The 15,784-nt window shown below is 72.5% G+C and carries 18 protein-coding genes; 9 read left to right on the plus strand and 9 right to left on the minus strand.

What is annotated here, in order from left to right:
- The 3 genes from KYT88_RS01860 to KYT88_RS01870 all read right to left on the minus strand — a co-directional run bounded on the left by KYT88_RS01860 (window position 1) and on the right by KYT88_RS01870 (window position 3,456).
- The gene (locus KYT88_RS01860) at window positions 1-888 is read right to left on the minus strand and encodes a sce7726 family protein (protein ID WP_147362326.1); all 888 of its coding nucleotides are present in this window, start codon (window positions 886-888) and stop codon (window positions 1-3) included.
- A gap of 415 nt (window positions 889-1,303) precedes the next feature.
- On the minus strand, window positions 1,304-2,035 hold the full coding sequence (locus KYT88_RS01865; RefSeq protein ID WP_043585608.1) for a response regulator: 732 nt from the start codon (window positions 2,033-2,035) through the stop codon (window positions 1,304-1,306).
- Window positions 2,032-3,456 carry a sensor histidine kinase gene (locus tag KYT88_RS01870; protein WP_043585606.1) on the minus strand — a complete coding sequence of 475 codons (1,425 nt, stop codon included), beginning with the start codon at window positions 3,454-3,456 and terminating at the stop codon, window positions 2,032-2,034. Before KYT88_RS01870 ends, KYT88_RS01865 begins: the two co-directional genes overlap by 4 nt.
- Before the next feature lie 309 nt (window positions 3,457-3,765).
- On the opposite strand from KYT88_RS01870, the gene KYT88_RS01875 reads away from it, so the two are divergent.
- Window positions 3,766-5,361 (plus strand): MFS transporter, encoded by a 1,596-nt coding sequence (locus tag KYT88_RS01875; RefSeq protein WP_043585605.1) that lies wholly within the window; start codon window positions 3,766-3,768, stop codon window positions 5,359-5,361.
- Window positions 5,362-5,447: 86 nt separating this feature from the next.
- Here the strand turns inward: KYT88_RS01875 and KYT88_RS01880 are convergent, their stop codons facing one another.
- Window positions 5,448-6,296: an alpha/beta fold hydrolase gene (locus KYT88_RS01880; RefSeq protein ID WP_237583743.1), complete on the minus strand. Its 849-nt coding sequence runs from the start codon at window positions 6,294-6,296 to the stop codon at window positions 5,448-5,450.
- A gap of 87 nt (window positions 6,297-6,383) precedes the next feature.
- Between KYT88_RS01880 and KYT88_RS01885 the strand changes: the two genes are divergently transcribed.
- Window positions 6,384-7,103, plus strand: a complete 720-nt coding sequence (locus KYT88_RS01885) for a hypothetical protein (protein ID WP_043585604.1) — start codon at window positions 6,384-6,386, stop codon at window positions 7,101-7,103.
- A gap of 38 nt (window positions 7,104-7,141) precedes the next feature.
- On the opposite strand, the gene KYT88_RS01890 is transcribed toward KYT88_RS01885, so the two are convergent.
- Window positions 7,142-8,575 carry a phytoene desaturase family protein gene (locus tag KYT88_RS01890; protein WP_043585602.1) on the minus strand — a complete coding sequence of 478 codons (1,434 nt, stop codon included), beginning with the start codon at window positions 8,573-8,575 and terminating at the stop codon, window positions 7,142-7,144.
- Window positions 8,572-9,468 carry a UbiA family prenyltransferase gene (locus KYT88_RS01895; RefSeq protein WP_237583744.1) on the minus strand — a complete coding sequence of 299 codons (897 nt, stop codon included), beginning with the start codon at window positions 9,466-9,468 and terminating at the stop codon, window positions 8,572-8,574. Before KYT88_RS01895 ends, KYT88_RS01890 begins: the two co-directional genes overlap by 4 nt.
- Before the next feature lie 63 nt (window positions 9,469-9,531).
- Between KYT88_RS01895 and KYT88_RS01900 the strand changes: the two genes are divergently transcribed.
- Window positions 9,532-10,728, plus strand: coding sequence for a glycosyltransferase (locus KYT88_RS01900; protein ID WP_043585600.1), 1,197 nt, complete (start codon window positions 9,532-9,534; stop codon window positions 10,726-10,728).
- A gap of 38 nt (window positions 10,729-10,766) precedes the next feature.
- Here KYT88_RS01900 and KYT88_RS01905 read toward each other — a convergent pair whose 3' ends face one another.
- Window positions 10,767-11,480: an SDR family oxidoreductase gene (locus KYT88_RS01905; RefSeq protein ID WP_043585598.1), complete on the minus strand. Its 714-nt coding sequence runs from the start codon at window positions 11,478-11,480 to the stop codon at window positions 10,767-10,769.
- Between the two features lie 137 nt (window positions 11,481-11,617).
- Here KYT88_RS01905 and KYT88_RS01910 point away from each other — a divergent pair, with 137 nt between their 5' ends.
- A complete protein-coding gene (locus tag KYT88_RS01910; RefSeq protein ID WP_051629311.1) occupies window positions 11,618-12,031 on the plus strand; it encodes a MerR family transcriptional regulator in 414 nt (137 codons plus the stop codon).
- Window positions 12,032-12,069: 38 nt separating this feature from the next.
- Here the strand turns inward: KYT88_RS01910 and KYT88_RS01915 are convergent, their stop codons facing one another.
- Window positions 12,070-12,948, minus strand: coding sequence for a hypothetical protein (locus KYT88_RS01915; protein WP_043585595.1), 879 nt, complete (start codon window positions 12,946-12,948; stop codon window positions 12,070-12,072).
- A gap of 83 nt (window positions 12,949-13,031) precedes the next feature.
- On the minus strand, window positions 13,032-13,394 hold the full coding sequence (locus KYT88_RS01920; RefSeq protein WP_043585593.1) for a hypothetical protein: 363 nt from the start codon (window positions 13,392-13,394) through the stop codon (window positions 13,032-13,034).
- An 88-nt stretch (window positions 13,395-13,482) separates the two neighbouring features.
- Here KYT88_RS01920 and KYT88_RS01925 point away from each other — a divergent pair, with 88 nt between their 5' ends.
- From KYT88_RS01925 to KYT88_RS01945, 5 genes are all read left to right on the plus strand, one after another.
- Window positions 13,483-14,019 carry a MarR family winged helix-turn-helix transcriptional regulator gene (locus KYT88_RS01925; RefSeq protein ID WP_051629310.1) on the plus strand — a complete coding sequence of 179 codons (537 nt, stop codon included), beginning with the start codon at window positions 13,483-13,485 and terminating at the stop codon, window positions 14,017-14,019.
- 62 nt (window positions 14,020-14,081) lie between these two features.
- Entirely contained in the window at window positions 14,082-14,504 is a 423-nt protein-coding gene (locus tag KYT88_RS01930) for an organic hydroperoxide resistance protein (protein WP_011931635.1), read from the plus strand.
- Complete coding sequence (locus tag KYT88_RS01935; RefSeq protein ID WP_043585590.1) at window positions 14,504-14,911, plus strand: DoxX family protein; 408 nt, start codon at window positions 14,504-14,506, stop codon at window positions 14,909-14,911. Before KYT88_RS01930 ends, KYT88_RS01935 begins: the two co-directional genes overlap by 1 nt.
- A 144-nt stretch (window positions 14,912-15,055) precedes the next feature.
- Window positions 15,056-15,268, plus strand: coding sequence for a hypothetical protein (locus KYT88_RS01940; protein WP_043585589.1), 213 nt, complete (start codon window positions 15,056-15,058; stop codon window positions 15,266-15,268).
- Window positions 15,269-15,356: 88 nt separating this feature from the next.
- On the plus strand, window positions 15,357-15,779 hold the full coding sequence (locus KYT88_RS01945) for a VOC family protein (protein ID WP_043585588.1): 423 nt from the start codon (window positions 15,357-15,359) through the stop codon (window positions 15,777-15,779).
- Window positions 15,780-15,784: the final 5 nt, after the last annotated feature.

Below are 15,784 nucleotides of genomic sequence, written 5' to 3' on the forward strand. Positions count from 1 at the left end.
TTATCTCCAATGTACTGCGTGTTGAAGCGGCGTCGCCATCGCGTCGCGCATATTGCCCAGCGCCTCCCGATTGAAGGACATCTTCAGAACTGCTGCGTGGAGAGACCGCGGAATCTCATTCAAAGTGGCTTGCAGCGCTGATTGAGAGCGCGATGACTTCAGGGTGCCGAGCATCGCCGCGTGAACTGAATGCGGATCGAACTGCTTGACCAGGCGTTGGAGTGTCGATCGCATTTGCGTATTAGGAACATTCGGTATTTCGAGTCCTAGGCGCGCAATCAGTTCAAGTGCTTCCCTGAGGCGCATTGTGTCGAGCATCAATGCAGGGTCGAGTCGCGACGTATCATTTACGGCTGCCCGCTCGGTCGCAAGGGTGAAGTGCGGGGTAAGAATTAAGACGCCCACGTTCTCTGCGGTGGTTGCAAGTACTTCTGGAGCCTGTGCCGGGCTGGTGACTACGTACGTACTCGCATACACGCGCGAATAATCTGCAAGCTGTCCAGCTAGTCGACTCAGGGTATCACGTTCAGATTTTAACTCGTAGGCGGTTGACGTTCCATTGAGTACGACCATATCCACCTTGCTTGACGCTACGCGTACCTCATTAAGTAGGGTTGCGGTCCTTAAGGAATGGCGACCCATCACCAGTTTCTGGCTGATCGCTGATCGATAGATGTATTCGTCTCTTCGCCCCAGGATCTTCAAGTATGCAAAAGCTGAGTCATACACGTCACCCAACGTCGAGCGAGGGTCTAGTTGCTCTAGAAAAGCGGACTGTTCAAGAATGCGAACGAGCCTTACTGATTTACGAGTTCGCACCAGCTCGCGTAGTAGTGTCGACGAGAAGATACTTGGAAGGTCGGCCGCTATGGCGGTTTGACGTCCCATTGTCGCCCTCCTAGCCACGCGCGGTGATCGTAGTGTACCCCAAGATTGGTCTCCCGTCACGGCGCTTTCGGGCCGTTCGTTAATCCCTGGGTCGAACCTTCGGGTGTTGGCGGGCGTGGTCTCTCGAGAAACCTGACAACGTTACTCCTCAATCGCTGCAATGAGCGGCGGATATTCTGGAACTTGTTGAGGGCGCAACTGGTTCGTTACTTCTACTGCAGGATTTGCCGATTAGCCGGTCCGGGAGGCTGAGTAATAACCGCCTGCGTCTATTAAGAGGGAAAGAGGTGCGCGACTTTCTGATTTATCTGTCCGCGGCTCTTTGTAGAAAGGGTAGAACTGCGAGTAAGTCGACTATGTGCACATGTGCATCTAGCCGACGTGTATCGGACTTTCTTTGACCGCCCTTACAGCATCAGCTCGCGCCCGGCACCACGATCCCGCGCTCGTACGCGAACACCACGGCCTGCACGCGGTCGCGCACGCCGAGCTTGAGCAGCAGGCGCGAGACGTGCGTCTTCACGGTGGCCTCGCCGAGGTAGAGGCGCTCGGCGATCTCGGCGTTCGCCAGCCCCTCGGCGAGGAGGCGCAGCACCTCGAGCTCGCGGTCGGTGAGCGTCAGCACGCGCGGGTCGGTCGGGATCGTGGGGATCGGCGCGGTGGAGGCGGCGTCGGCGGATCCGCGCCCGAAGCGCTCGATGACCCGGCGCGTGACGTCGGGCGAGAGCAGCGCGTCGCCGCGCGCGATCACGTGCACGGCCTCCACGAGCGACTCGGGCGACGCGCTCTTCAGCACGAACCCGCTCGCGCCCGCGTCGAGCGCGGTGAAGAGGTAGTCCTCGCGGTCGAAGGTCGTGAGCATCAGGACGGCGGCGCCGATGGCGGGATCCGCCACGATGCGCCGAGTGGCCTCGAGCCCGTCGACGCGCGGCATCTGCACGTCCATGCAGATCACGTCGGGCGCGAGCGCGGCGGCCAGGCGCACGCCCTCCTCGCCGTCGGCGGCCTCGCCGACCACCTCGATGCCGTCCTCGCTCTCGAGGATCACGCGGATGCCGGCGCGCACGAGCGCCTGGTCGTCGACGAGCAGGACGCGGATGGATGCGGGTGCGGCGGGTGCGGTCGGGTCGGTCGGCTCGGCGCTCATGCGCGGGTCTCCTCGGGGGTCGGGGCGGGGATCGACGCGTCGAGCGGCTCGGGCAGCGGCACGGGCGGGACGACCGGCGCGCGCCCCGTGGGCACCGAGGCCCGCACGAGGTAGCCGCCGCGGGCCTTCGGGCCGATCTCGATGGATCCGCCCACCGCCGCCACGCGCTCCCGCATGCCGCGCTGGCCGAGGCCGCCCGGCCCGTTCCGCACGGGACCCGAGGCCGCCGACGCCGCCGCGCCCGCGGGCCCGCCGTCGCTCACCTCCACCTCGACGCGGTCGGCGAGGTAGCGCAGCCGGAGGTCGACGCGCGCACCCGTGCCCGCGTGCTTCCGCACGTTCGTGAGCGACTCCTGCGCGACCCGGTAGACGATGAGGTCGACCGTGGGAGTCAGCGGACGCGGGGTTCCGATGACGTCGTAGGCGACCGCGAGGCCCGCGCCGCACGCATCGGCCACGAGCTCGTGCAGCTGCTCGACGCCGCGGGTGGACGCGGTGCGGGTGGGGTCCTCGGCGGCGTCGTGGCCGGCGGACCCTGCGCCTTCCTCGTCCTGCCGCAACGCGACGAGCATGCGGTGCAGCTCCTCGATGGCGCTGCGGGCGTTGTCCTCCACGATGCCGAGCGACGCCGCGGCCTTGTCGGCGTCGCGGGCGAGGACCCGCCGGGCCGCGCCCGCGTGCACGCCCATGACCGAGACGTGGTGCGCGACGACGTCGTGCAGCTCGCGCGCGATGCGCACCCGCTCGAGCGTGACCGCCTGCTCGGCCACGCGTTCGCGCTCGGTCGCGAGCTCGGCCGTGCGCGTCTCGAGGGCGCAGCGGTCGCGCGCCGACGCCCACGCGCGGTCGCCGAAGTACCAGGCGCCGCCGAAGTAGAGGAGGTTCGTGATGATCGTGATGAGGCCGGACGCGACCGGCGCGGGGATCCACGAGTCCGCCGGGGCGTTCTTGAAGACGGAGGCGTTGATCGAGTAGAAGCCCGAGGTCTGCAGCAGCGCGCTGAACAGCCACGCGAACATGCCGACGACGACGATCCCGCGCGTGATGTTCGCCCGTAGGCGGCTCCGCCCCCACGCGCCCAGCGAGTACATGGCGATGAACATGGCGATGTTGGAGAACAGCACCTCCGGCACGAACTGGTAGGCGCCGACGATGAAGACCGTGGCGATCACCAGCGTCACGGCTTCGGGCTGCACGCGGCGGAGTGCCAGCGGGAGCGTCATGAGCACGATCCAGGCGACGATGACCCACATGGCGGGCCGCGACGGGTACATGCCGAGCGCGTAGTACTGCATGACGCTGAACGTGGTGAGCACGAGCATCACGAGCGCGAGGATCACGTCGAAGCGCAGCCCCGCGCGGTCGGGACGCGGGCGCACCCAGAAGCGGTCGACGCTGTCGGGGGCGGATGCGGCGCTCATCCGCCCAAGGTATCGACGCCGCCCGGCGCAGCGCATCCGCCGGATGACGGAACGCCCGCCGATGACGGGAGCCTGTGGCCGGACATCGAGATAGGCCGCACGGGTCAACCGGTGCCAGACTGGCGCGACGGGCGCATCCGCCCGGCCGTCTCTCCCGCACCGCCGCGGATCCTCCTCCGTGCGCCGCCCGCCCGCCGCACGAGGTGCGCTCGACCTCCCGTCCCGCGCCCTCGTCGTCCGCGCTCGCGCGCTCGCCTGCCGGATCCGCTCGCACCACCGCCGACGCTCGCGTCGGCACGAAAGGACCCCATGTCCGACACCACCGCATCCGCCCGCCCGGCGCCCGGCAGCGCCGGCGCGCCCGGCGACGCAGGCCGGCCCGCCGCCCCCGTCGTCTCCCGCCGCGCCTGGCAGGCGCTCATCGTGCTGCTCGCGGGCATGTTCATCGCGCTGCTGGACACGACCATCGTGAACGTGGCGCTGCCGACCATCCGCACGAGCCTCGACGCCTCCGAGTCGACGCTGAGCTGGATCATCTCCGGCTACGCGCTCGCGTTCGGCCTCGCGCTCATCCCCGCCGGCCGCCTCGGCGACCGCTACGGGCACAAGTGGGTGTTCGTGACCGGCATCGCGCTCTTCACGCTCGCCAGCCTCGCGTGCGGTGTGGCTCAGGACGACCTCCAGCTCGTGATCGCACGCGTGGTGCAGGGGCTCGCCGGCGGCCTGTTCGTGCCCGCGGTGACCGCCTTCATCCAGCTGCTGTTCCCGCCGCAGGCGCGCGGCAAGGCGTTCGCCATCATGGGCGCCGTCATCGGCGTCTCGTCCGCGCTCGGCCCGATCGTGGGAGGCCTCATCATCCAGGCCGCTGGGGAGGAGTCGGGCTGGCGCCTGGTCTTCTTCGTCAACCTGCCCGTGGGCCTCGCGACCGTCATCGCCGCGATCTTCCTGCTCCCGAGCCGGAAGGTGGCCGAGGAGGTCGCGGGCGACGTGCGCGCGCAGTCCGGCCAGCGCCCGGGTGCGCAGGGCGGTGGCGCGCAGGCGAAGCCCGCGGCCCCCGCCGCCTCGGGCGTCGACCTCGTCGGCATCCTCCTCGTGAGCGCCGGCCTCGTGGCCCTCCTCGTGCCGCTCATCGACGGCCAGGACCAGGGCTGGCCGCTCTGGACCTACCTCTCGCTCGCGGGCGGCGTCGTGCTCCTCGCGTTGTTCGGCGCGTGGGAGGTCATGCAGACGAAGCGCTCGAAGGGCGTGCTCGTGCCGCCGCACCTGTTCTCGCACCCGGCGTTCACGGGCGGCGTGATCCTCGCGATGGTCTACTTCGCGGCCTTCACGAGCATCTTCTTCACCATCTCGATCCTGTGGCAGTCGGGCCTCGGCAACTCCGCGCTCGAGTCCGGCCTCGTCTCGATCCCTTTCGCGATCGGCAGCATCGTCGGCTCGTCGCAGAGCAACCGCCTCACGAACCGCCTCGGCCGCACCGTGCTCGTGATCGGCACCGCGCTCGTGAGCGTCGGCCTGATCTGGCTGTGGCTCGTGCTGCTGAACACGGCGGCCGCGGACCTGACCAGCTGGATGCTCCTCGTCCCGCTGCTGCTCGCGGGCATCGGCAACGGCCTCTTCATCGCCCCGAACGCGCAGTTCATCGTCGCGACCGTGGATCCGGCGGAGGCGGGTGCCGCGTCCGGCGTCATCGGCACCGTGCAGCGCGTCGGCTCGGCGGTCGGCATCGCGGTCATCGGCAGCGTGCTGTTCGCGGGCGTCGCCGGGGCCGGGATCCGTGGACCCCAGGACCTGCCGCAGGCGTTCACCGACGCGTCGGCCTCGGCCATGGGCGTCAGCGCGATCTTCGCGGTCGTCGCCTTCGCGCTCGTGTTCGCCCTGCCGCGGCGGGTGTCGCGCGGGCACTGACCCGCGCGGCTCCTCCCGCTCCACCTCTCGCCGATCCGGATCCGTCCGGGTCGGCGAGAGCCGTTTCCGCGGGTGCGTACCTCTTTTTATGCGGCGGCGATGCGCTCCCGTAGCCGGGTGAGCGCGTCCGCCGCGCCGTGCAGCACCGAGATGTGGCCGTCGTCGGGGCGGATCACGAGCTGCGCGCTCGGCACGCGGTCGGCGAGCCAGCGCGCGTGGGCGACCGGTGCGATCCGGTCGGCGTCGCCGTGCAGGAGGATCACCGGGGTGCGGACGGCCGCCAGGTCGACGCCCCAGTCGGCGACGAGCGCGAGGTCGTCGTCGACCATGCCGCCGATCCCCGCGTCGAACCCGTGCGATGCGACCCCGTCCAACCACGCCCAGTCGGTCTCCAGCGCGCGGAGGTCGCCGTCGGTGAACTTCGCCGGGTCGAACTCGGACGCGGCCAGCTCCTGCTCGAGCGCCTCACGCCCGGCCACCGCGGCGCGCAGCTCGCGCTCGCCGCCCGCGTGCATGCCCGCGAACCAGTCGAGGCCCTCGGCGCGGATCGGCGCGAGCGCGGCCCCGCAGAGGGCGCCGAGCACGCGCCCCGGGAGCGCGGCCGCGGCGGCCAGCGCGAGCACCGCGCCGCTCGAGTGACCGAGCACGGCGAACCGGTCGACGCCGAGCGCGTCCGCGACGGCCGCGTCGTCGGCTGCCGCGTCGGCGACCGCGCGGCCCGGGTGCCGGGTGGATCCGCCGTACCCCGGTCGGTCGTACGAGATCCACCGGATGCCGCGGCCCGCCGGTGCCTCGACCAGCGGCGCGGGCGGCGGCCCGACGTTCGGGGTTCCGTGGTGGTAGACGACCACGAGGTCGGCACCGTCGCCGGGGCCCGTGTCGTAGCAGTGCAGCGCGCGGCCGTCGGGGAGCCGCAGATCCGTCTCGGTGAGCATGGGGCGAGCGTAGGCGCGCGTGCGGCCGGCGGACAGGGGCGCTGCGGTGCCCGGGACGCGGGCGCCGCACGGTGGCAGGATCGGCGCATGGACGAGGTGCAGCGCGACGAGCTCCGGGAGCTCCGCCGTCGTGCCTACGGACCAGCCCCCGATCTCGACGACGCCGATCTCGACCGACTGCGGGAGCTCGAGGGGCGGCAGGGCGGCGCAGCGTCGGCGTCGCGCTCGCACTCGGAGGGCGCGGCCTCGCCCGTCGCTCCGTCCACGGCCCACCCCGCGGGTCCTGCTCCCGCGGATCCCGTCCTCGACGAGCGCGACGCCGACGAGCGCGACGCCGACGAGCGCGACGCCCCCGCATCCCGCGCGCCCGCGTCCCGCCGTCGCACCGCGATCCTCTGGGCCGCATCCGTGCTCGTCGCGGTCGGCGCGACCGTCGCGCTCACCTCGGGCCTCGCGACGATGACGGGCCGCGACGTCGGGACCATCGCGCTGGATCCCGACCGTCCCGTCCCCGGCCGCTGGGACGACTGGTACCAGGACGTCGCGACGGGAGTCGGCGAGTTCCACGGCCTCACCGTGATCGGCCTCGAGAACCCCGAGGACGACGCCGCGTGCGTCACGGTCGTCGCCCCGCAGTTCGCCCGCGGCACGAACCCGGTCGGCGGATGCGCGGCCGGCTCGTTCCCGGCCCGCGGCGTCCTCACAGTCACGGGCGACATGCCGGCCGAGCTCCGCGACGAGTTCCCCGAGGGCACGGCGCTCGAGTTCGTGCTCGAGGGCGGATCCGTGCGCGTCACGGCGGGCTAGGCGTCACGGCGGGCTAGGCGCAGCGTCGGGCCCCCGCGTCAGGCCGGGTTCGAGTTGAGCAGCCGGGTCACCGCGATCATCGCGCCGCCCACCACCGCCGGGATCCCGCCGCCGGGGTGCACCGACGCGCCGACCCGCCACAGCCAGGGCCGCCAGGGGTCGTTGTACGAGGGGCGGTGGAACGGCCCGCTCAGCCACGGCGGACGCGCTGCGCCGTAGAGCGCGCCGTGCGGCTCGCCGCCCTCGCCGTAGTAGCGCGGATCGAGCACCGTCTGCTCGTCGAGGAGGTCGGTGAGCGGCCCGTCGAGCCCCATCGCCGCGGAGACGCGGTCGACCTCGCGCCGCACGAAGGGGTGCTCGGCCGTGTAGCGACCGCCGTCGGCGGGCGCGGTGAGCAGGATCCCGACGGTGCTGCGCGGGTTCGGGTACACCTCGCCCGCGCGGTACTGGTTGACGAACACCATGGTGTCCGCCGGCTCGTCGCCCGCCTCGAGGCTGCGGTGCAGCGCGGCCGGCTTCGTCGGCAGCACCACGCTGTGCGTCGCGATCCCCGCGGGCAGCTCCTCCCGCAGCACGCCGTAGAGCGCGACGGCCGAGCAGGAGAGGGTGCGGGGGCGCAGGCGGGGGAGCGTCGGGATCCGCGACGGGCCCATCAGCGCGGCCAGCCGGTCGGCGTCCAGGGCGCTGACGACGAGGTCGGCGGGGTGGCGCCCGACGGCGGTGGTGACCGAGCCGCGCTCGATCCGGGTGACGGCCTCGCCAGTGCGCACGTCGACCCCGGCTGCCTCGGCCAGCCGACCGAGCGCGAGCACGATCTCGTACACGCCGCCGCGCGGCACCCAGGCGCCGGTCTCCGCCATGATCGCCGGCATGCTCGCGTAGAGGGCCGGGGTGCGCGCGGGCGAGACGCCCGCGTTGAGGGTGTGGATCGCGATGATCTCGCGCAGCCCGTCGGGCAGCCACGGCAGGCCGTCGAGGTAGGCGCGCGTGGTGAGGCGCGTGCCGTAGACGTCCAGCAGCCGGCGCAGCGCCGGCAGGGCGGACCGGTCGAGGGGATCGGCGAGCAGCAGCTCGGTCACGTCGTCGGCGAGGGGCGCGTGCAGGTCGGAGAACCGCTTCCAGGCGGGGTACCAGGGGTGATCGGGCGCCACCGGCAGCGAGGTCTCCTCCCCATCGAAGTAGTAGCGGCCGACCTCGGGCATCCGCACCAGGTCGAGCCGGCCGTCGTCGCGGGTCCGCTCGGGCGCGCGCCCGCCGTCGCCGAGTCGCCGCAGCAGCTCGTCCCAGACCGCCGGGAACGTCACCAGCGACGGCCCGGTGTCGATGCGGTCGTCACCCAGCCGGATCCGCCTGCTCTTGCCGCCGAGCTCGGGGGAGGCCTCGAGCAGGGTGACGCGATGGCCCGCGTGCGCGAGCAGCGCGGAGGCGGTGAGCCCGCCGATCCCGCCGCCGACCACGACGACGCGGCTCACGGGGTGCCTCCCAGCACGATCGAGACCATGAGCAGCACCCCGGCGAACGTCCCCGCGATGTACGGGAAGGCGACCGACAGGCGGTACAGGCGGTGCCCGGTCTGCGGCGTCGGGTCGCGCAGGAGGCCCACCACGAGGATCCCGGCGATGAGCAGGTCGACGGCCGCCACGGGCACGCTCACCACCGCGAACAGCGCCGCCGAGAGGATCCACCAGGCCCCGCTCCACATAGCCGTCCCGCGCGGACCGAGCCGCACCGCGGTGGTCGTGATGCCCGCCTCGCGGTCCTCCACGATGTCCTGCACCGCGTCGAAGGCGTGCTTGGCCACGCTCCAGGCCATCAGCCCGAGGGCGGCGGGCCAGACCGGCGCGACCTCGAGGGCCGCCGGCACGATCACCAGCGGCAGCGCGTAGGCCGCGTTGCTCAGCGAGTCGAGGAAGGGCCGCGCCTTGAAGCGCAGCGGGGGCGCGGAGTAGAAGACGAACACGCCCGCGTAGAGCAGGATCGCCGCGTTCGCGAGCGGCGGCAGCACGAGGAGGAAGCAGACGAGGAACGGGACGTTGACGGCGGCGACGGCCCACGCGATGAGCCGCACCTCGGACTGGCGGATCCTCGCGCCCTCGATGGAGCCCTTGCGGGGGTTGGCCGCGTCCGTGTCCTGGTCGTAGATGTCGTTGACGCCGTAGATCAGCAGGTTGAACGGCAGCGTCAGCCACAGGATGATCGGCAGGGCCCGCATGTCGAACAGCGCGCCGGTCAGCCACACGGCGACGAGACCGGATCCGATGGTGTTGATCCACAGCACCGGGCGCGAGATGAGCACGAGGCGGCGCACAGCCACGCCGATCCCCGACGGTGCGATGCGCGACATCCGCTCGCTGCCGTCGGTCACGGGCACGAGCGTACGCCGCTCGCGCTTACGCCGGCCTGACGGCGTCGGGCCCAGACTGGGTGGATGCGCATCATGCTGCTCACCGCCGGCTCCCGCGGTGACGTGGAGCCCTTCGTGGCCCTGGCGCGACACGCGGCATCGCGCGGTCACGAGGTCCGGCTGGCCCTGCCCGACGACTCGGTCGCGCCCGAGGGCGTGGACACCGTGCCGCTCGGCCTGGACGCGCAGCGGGTCATGTCGCCCGGCGGTCGCACACCATGGGCTCTCGCGCGCCACGTGCGCGCGGAGGTGCGGCCGGCGATCCGGCGGATGCTCGCCGCCGCGGTGCGGGAGACGGTCGCCTTCGGCCCCGACGTGGTGGTGCACCACCCCCTGATCCTCAGCGCGCCGATGGTGGCGGACGCGCTCGGCGTGCCCCGCGTGCTGGTGGAGTTCGCGCCGGTGGCCACCCCGAGCGACCGCTTCCCCGCCGCCGGCGGACCCACGGCCACGCGCGACCTCGGCCCGCGCAACCGGTCCACCTACGCCGTGCCGCGTGCCGCCGCGCGCCTCTTCGACGGCGACGTGGCGCGCGCGGCATTCGAGCTGCCGACGAGCGGGCGTGCGGGCCCGCGCTCGTCGTCGCGCGCGACGCTCATGGCCGTGAGCCCGCAGCTGCTGCCGCGGCCGGACGACTGGCCGGAGCGGATCCACCAGACGGGGGCCTGGTACGAGGCGGCGCCGACGGCGTCGACCGACCCGGTCGTCGGCGACTTCCTCGGCCGCGGACCGTGCATCGTCGCCTCGTTCGGATCCATGACCAGGGGGGATGCGGCGGCGCGGGGGCGGGCGATCGTCACGGCCGCCCGCGCCCACGGCCTGCGGGTGCTGCTCGTCACGGGGTGGGGCGGGCTCACGCTGCCGACGGACTGCCGCGGATCCGACGTGCTGGCGGTGCGGGCGGCGCCGTTCGATCAGGTTCTGTCGGGCGCCGCGCTCGCCGTGCACCACGGCGGGGCCGGGACCTCCCACGCCGTCGCCCGGGCGGGCGTGCCCGCGGTCGTCGTGCCGGTCACCGCCGACCAGCCCTTCTGGGCCGCCCAGCTGCACCGGCAGGGGGTGGCCGCCGCGCCGATCCCGCTGCGCCGCCTGTCGGTCGACGCGCTCGTGACCGCGATGGGTGACGCCCTGTCCCGCCGCGAGCGCGCGGCCGAGGTGGGCGCGCTCATGCGGCGGGAGCAGGGGGTGCGGCGGGCGCTCGACGTGCTCGAGTCCCTCTGACGCCGAGCCCGCCCGTCAGCCCGGCGCCCGCCCGTCGATCAGCCGAGGATCGCGCGCATCTTCTCGTAGAACGGCGCGGGATCGCCGGCCAGCGAGTCCTTCACCATGCGGCTCCAGTCGTCGACGACGACCTCGACGGATCCGGTGACCAGGCCGTCGAGCGACGCCCGCGGCACGTCGCGCGGGTCGATCATCGGCCCGTCGTAGCCGGCCATGATGTCGGTGTCCGCCGCACCCAGGTGCACGCCCTGCACGAACGTGCCCTGGCCGGCGAGCTCCAGCCGCACGGCGTTGGTCATGTTCCACTCGGCCGCCTTCGCCGCCGCGTAGCCGCCGTTCGCGCGGGTCGAGAACCATGACAGCGCTGACAGGATGTTGACGATCGCGCCCCCGCCGTTGGCCGCGAGCACGGGCGCGAACGCGCGGATCACGCCGAGCGTCCCGTAGAAGTGGGTGTCCATCTCGCGGCGGATCTCCGCCATGTCGCCCGTGACGAGCGTGGCGCCCGTCGAGATGCCCGCGTTGTTGACGACGAGGGTCACGTCCGACGCGGCCGCGGCGGCGGCGTCCACGGACGCCGGGTCGGCGAGGTCGAGGCGCAGCACCTCGACGCCGGGGATGTCGATCGCCTCGGGGCGGCGCGCGGTCGCGTAGACCTTGCGGGCGCCGCGCGCGAGCAGCTCCTCGACGAAGGTGCGGCCGATGCCGCGGTTGGCGCCGGTGACGAGGGCGACCTGATCCTGGATGTCCATGCGTGCTCTTCCTCCTGCCGCCCGCGTCGTTCGCGGAGTGCGGCGCGGCCTACGCTAGGAGTTGACGTCGACGTGAAGGGCAAGTCCGCCCGGCGGATCGACGGCATCACCACCACCACCATGAGGAAGAGGGCGACATGCTGCGGATCGGCGACGTGGCGGGGCGAGCGGGCGTGAGCACGCGGGCGCTCCGCTACTACGAGGAGCAGGGCCTGCTGCCGGCCGAGCGCACCACGAGCGGCCAGCGCGTGTACCCGGAGGCGGCGGTCGAGCGCGTGCAGCTGATCCAGCAGCTGTTCGCCGCGGGACTCCCGAGCCGCACGATCCGCCAGCTGCTCCCTAGCGTCGACTCGGGCGTCGCCGCGCCCGAGTCGCTCGCGCTGCTCCGCTCCGAGCGCGACCGGATCACCGCGGCCATCGCCGAGCTCGAGCGCGCCCGCGAGGAGCTCACCCGCGTCATCGACATCTGTCTCCATCCGACGCCCGAGCACTGCCCGGCGCTGCGCGAGGGCGGGGCGGCGCACGCGCACGCGGCGTCCATCGCGGCCTGATCCGCCCGCCGCCCGCCGCCCGCAGTCGGCCGCGCGCGCTACTCGTCGCTGATCTCCGACCCGTCGAGCGGGAGGAAGCGGACCGGGTACTCGGCGATCGCCAGGGCCGATGCCCGGATCCTGGCCTCGACGGCCGCGTGCGCCTCCTCGGGCGCGGAGACCTGCACCTTCGCGACGCCGTCCGTCTGCGTGCTGCCGTCATCGGCGTAGACGCTCGTGACGCCGTGCTCGGTGACGAGCTCGTCCAGCAGGGCCGGCCAGCGCTCGTGCTCGTCCGGCCAGACCGTCACCCCGACGGTCATCGAGTCGATCTGCACGGGCTGGCCGGGGGCGAGCCCGGCCGCATCGCGCAGCTCGTCGGCGTGCGCGACGAGCGGCAGCATGTCGGTTATGTCCCCGAGGTCGTACTCGAGCGACGCGAGCGCGAACCTGCCGTCCTCCCACAGGGTCGGCTGCAGGTCGATGCCCGGGACGAGGCGGCCCGCGGCGTCGGCGAGGCCCACGACGTCGAACCCGGGATCGAAGCAGCGGGGTCCGCTCGCGTCGCCCGCCTCGGGGACCTCGTCGTGGACGGTGACGGTCGTGCTCGCGCCGGCATCGACCAGGAGCGTCAACGCCACGGCATCCGGGTGCTCGGCCGCGCAGACGGCGGCCAGCGCCTCGGGCAGGTGGGCCGCGTCGACCTCGAGCTCGATCCACGACGAGGGGTCGGAGAACGTCGGCGCCTCGACCCAGCGCTCGGCGTGGCGGACGTCCACCCCGGCCAGCGCGTCCATGCGCGTCGTCAACCGGTCGAAGCCCGCATCCGGGCGAGCGAAGTGCCTCTCGTCGATCGTCCACCCGAGGACGACCAACGCGCTGCCGACCAGGGCGACCACCACGAGACCGACGACGGAGATCCGGATCCACCTCACCATGCCCCAGGGTCGCATCCGGCCCCGCCTCCGCGGGAGAACGCGGCGTGGATCCCACGGGAACGGGCGGGGATGCGCGTCGTCCGCTACGGCCGCTCGTCCACCACGCCCACGAACCGGCTGCCGATCCCGTCGACCTCGCGGCGGGCGAGGCCCAGCGCGGGCTCGGGGAGCTCGTCGGGGGAGTGGCGCTCGCAGGAGAGGTAGGAGAACTCCGGCCACCACTTCTTCGGGCGCACGGCCTCGGTGAAGCCGCAGACCTCGCACGTGAGCTGCACCCAGACGGGCCGCTTGCCGGTCGCGTTCGCGCGGGACTGCGCGAGCCAGGCGGGCGGATCCTGGTCCATCGCGGCGATCGCGGACTCCGGGACGCGCCCCGGGATGCCGTGGCGCGTGGCCATCTCCAGCGGGATGCCCAGCCGCAGCGCGGCCTCTCGTCTCGTGATCATGTCGGTCCAGGGTACGCGGCGGCGCTCGTCCGCTGGGCATCACCCGAATTGGATTGCGCACAACCTAGTTCCGTGGCAGGGTCGAGTCATGACCGATCGCGAGCCCTGCGCCCCCGCCGACGAGACCGCGCCGCCCGCGCGCATCGCCGACGAGCTCGTCTGCTTCTCCCTCTACACGGCCTCGCGCTCCACGACGCAGGCGTACCGCGCGCTCCTCGCGCCATGGGGGCTCACCTACCCGCAGTACCTCGTGCTGGTGCTGCTGTGGTCGGGCGACGACCGCACGGTCACCGAGCTCGGGCAGCAGCTCGACCTCGACTCGGGCACGCTCTCGCCGCTGCTCGCGCGGATGGAGGAGGCCGGCTTCATCACCCGCCGCCGGATCTCCGCCGACCAGCGCGTGGTCACGGTGTCGCTCGCCGCGCGCGGCCGCACCGTGCGGGCCGAGCTCGCGCACGTGCCCGCGGCGATCATCCGCGGCATGGGCCTCGACCTCGACCGCGCGCGCCAGCTGCTCGCCACCCTGCACCTGCTGACCGCGGGGATGCAGGACGCCACGGCCGAGGCGCTCGCGCAGCCCGCGACCCGGCCGGCCGAGGCGTCGGCGCGCACCCGCACCCCCTGATCCGCACCACCCCCATCCCCACCCACGGCCGCCACGAGCGGCCACGAACGGAAGGAACCGACATGGACGCCCTCTACACCGCGGAGGCCCTCGCCACGGGAGCCGGCCGCGACGGCCGCGTGGCCGTCAGCGACAGCGACCTCGCGCTCGACCTCTCCATCCCCAAGGCCATGGGCGGATCCGGCGAGGGCGCGAACCCCGAGCAGCTCTTCGCCGCCGGCTACGCCGCGTGCTTCCACTCCGCGCTGCAGGGCGTCGCCCGCGCGCGCAAGGTGAAGATCGCCGACTCGAGCGTGGGCAGCCGCGTGAGCATCGGATCCAACGGCCAGGGCGGCTACCAGCTGGCCGTGCACCTCGAGGTCGTCATCCCCGGGGTCGAGCACGACCTCGCGCAGGAGCTCGCCGACCAGGCGCACCAGGTCTGCCCGTACTCGAACGCGACCCGCGGCAACATCGAGGTCGTCGTCACGGTCTCGGACGACTGATGGCCGGCCTCGCCCGCACGTCCTTCCCGCGCACGGCCGCCCGCGTCGTGCTCGGATCGTTCCTCGCGTTCGCCGGGGTATCGCACCTCACGGTCGCGCGCGAGGAGTTCCGCGCGCAGGTCCCGAAGTCGCTGCCGGTGCCCGAGGACGTGACCGTCATCGGATCCGGTGTGGCTGAGATCACACTCGGCTCGGCCCTGCTGTTCGCGCGCTCGCGCCGCGGCCTCGCGGGCTGGGCGGCCGCCGCGTTCTTCACGGCGATCTTCCCGGGCAACATCGCGCAGTACGTCCACAAGCGCGACGCGTTCGGCCTCGACACCGACGCCAAGCGGTTCCGCCGCCTGTTCTTCCAGCCGGTGCTCATCGGGCTGGCGCTCTGGTCGACGGGTGCGCTGAAGAAGCGCTGATCCGCCACGCGCTCGACGACGGCCACCGGATCCCGCAGAGGGCCGGTGGTCGTCGGCCGTGACGGGGTCGCTCGTGCATCGTGAGCATGCCCGTCCGCCGGCCCGGAGATGTGCCCGACCGCCGCACCCTGCCAAGCTGTCGGCATGGCGGACGACCGGGACGAGGGCCTGGCCTCGTCGATCATGCGCGACCAGTACCTCTACCTCGTGATCACCGGGGTCGTCGCGATCGTCTACGGCACCCTGCATCCGGAGCAGCGCGTGCTGGGCTACGTCGCCGGCGGTCTGTTCATCGTGGTCGGCGGCATCCTGCTCCGCTGGTCGCTGCGACGGAAGCGGGAGCGCGGCGGGCGATAGGCGGGACCGGTGGTCGCGGGCCTTGACCGGGCCCGACGTGCACGGGACGCTGAGCGCATCGATGCCGACCGTCTCGAAGGAGAGACCGATGACCATGATCTTCGTCAACCTGCCCGTCACGGACCTGCCCCGGGCGATCGCCTTCTACGAGGCCGTCGGCTGCACGGTGAACCCCGACTTCAGCGACGAGAAGGCCGCGTGCCTCACGATCGAGGAGGGCCACAGCGCGTTCATGCTCCTCGTGCGGGACTTCTTCCAGTCGTTCACCGACCAGCCGCTCGGCGATCCCGCCCGCACCGTGTCGGCGATCACCGCGGTCGACCTGCCCAGCCGGGCGGCGGTGGACGCGGCGGCCGAGGCCGGCCTCGCGGCGGGCGGCACGGAGGCGCGCCCGCCCACTGACCACGGGTTCGTCTACCAGCGCCAGCTCACGGATCCCGACGGCAACGTCATCGAGGTCGGGCACATGGATCCGGCGTTCATGCCGCACGGGTCGGACGCAGCGAGCTGAGGCGC

Source organism: Clavibacter sp. A6099 (assembly GCF_021919125.1).
GTDB classification, from domain to species: Bacteria; Actinomycetota; Actinomycetes; order Actinomycetales; family Microbacteriaceae; genus Clavibacter; species Clavibacter seminis.

Coding starts and splice junctions, on each gene's coding strand:
- KYT88_RS01860 (WP_147362326.1), bottom strand. CDS start 888: ATGGGACGTCAAACCGCCATAGCGGCCGACCTTCCAAGTATCTTCTCG.
- KYT88_RS01865 (WP_043585608.1), bottom strand. CDS start 2,035: ATGAGCGCCGAGCCGACCGACCCGACCGCACCCGCCGCACCCGCATCC.
- KYT88_RS01870 (WP_043585606.1), bottom strand. CDS start 3,456: ATGAGCGCCGCATCCGCCCCCGACAGCGTCGACCGCTTCTGGGTGCGC.
- KYT88_RS01875 (WP_043585605.1), top strand. CDS start 3,766: ATGTCCGACACCACCGCATCCGCCCGCCCGGCGCCCGGCAGCGCCGGC.
- KYT88_RS01880 (WP_237583743.1), bottom strand. CDS start 6,296: ATGCTCACCGAGACGGATCTGCGGCTCCCCGACGGCCGCGCGCTGCAC.
- KYT88_RS01885 (WP_043585604.1), top strand. CDS start 6,384: ATGGACGAGGTGCAGCGCGACGAGCTCCGGGAGCTCCGCCGTCGTGCC.
- KYT88_RS01900 (WP_043585600.1), top strand. CDS start 9,532: ATGCGCATCATGCTGCTCACCGCCGGCTCCCGCGGTGACGTGGAGCCC.
- KYT88_RS01905 (WP_043585598.1), bottom strand. CDS start 11,480: ATGGACATCCAGGATCAGGTCGCCCTCGTCACCGGCGCCAACCGCGGC.
- KYT88_RS01910 (WP_051629311.1), top strand. CDS start 11,618: ATGCTGCGGATCGGCGACGTGGCGGGGCGAGCGGGCGTGAGCACGCGG.
- KYT88_RS01915 (WP_043585595.1), bottom strand. CDS start 12,948: ATGGTGAGGTGGATCCGGATCTCCGTCGTCGGTCTCGTGGTGGTCGCC.
- KYT88_RS01920 (WP_043585593.1), bottom strand. CDS start 13,394: ATGATCACGAGACGAGAGGCCGCGCTGCGGCTGGGCATCCCGCTGGAG.
- KYT88_RS01925 (WP_051629310.1), top strand. CDS start 13,483: ATGACCGATCGCGAGCCCTGCGCCCCCGCCGACGAGACCGCGCCGCCC.
- KYT88_RS01930 (WP_011931635.1), top strand. CDS start 14,082: ATGGACGCCCTCTACACCGCGGAGGCCCTCGCCACGGGAGCCGGCCGC.
- KYT88_RS01935 (WP_043585590.1), top strand. CDS start 14,504: ATGGCCGGCCTCGCCCGCACGTCCTTCCCGCGCACGGCCGCCCGCGTC.
- KYT88_RS01940 (WP_043585589.1), top strand. CDS start 15,056: ATGGCGGACGACCGGGACGAGGGCCTGGCCTCGTCGATCATGCGCGAC.
- KYT88_RS01945 (WP_043585588.1), top strand. CDS start 15,357: ATGACCATGATCTTCGTCAACCTGCCCGTCACGGACCTGCCCCGGGCG.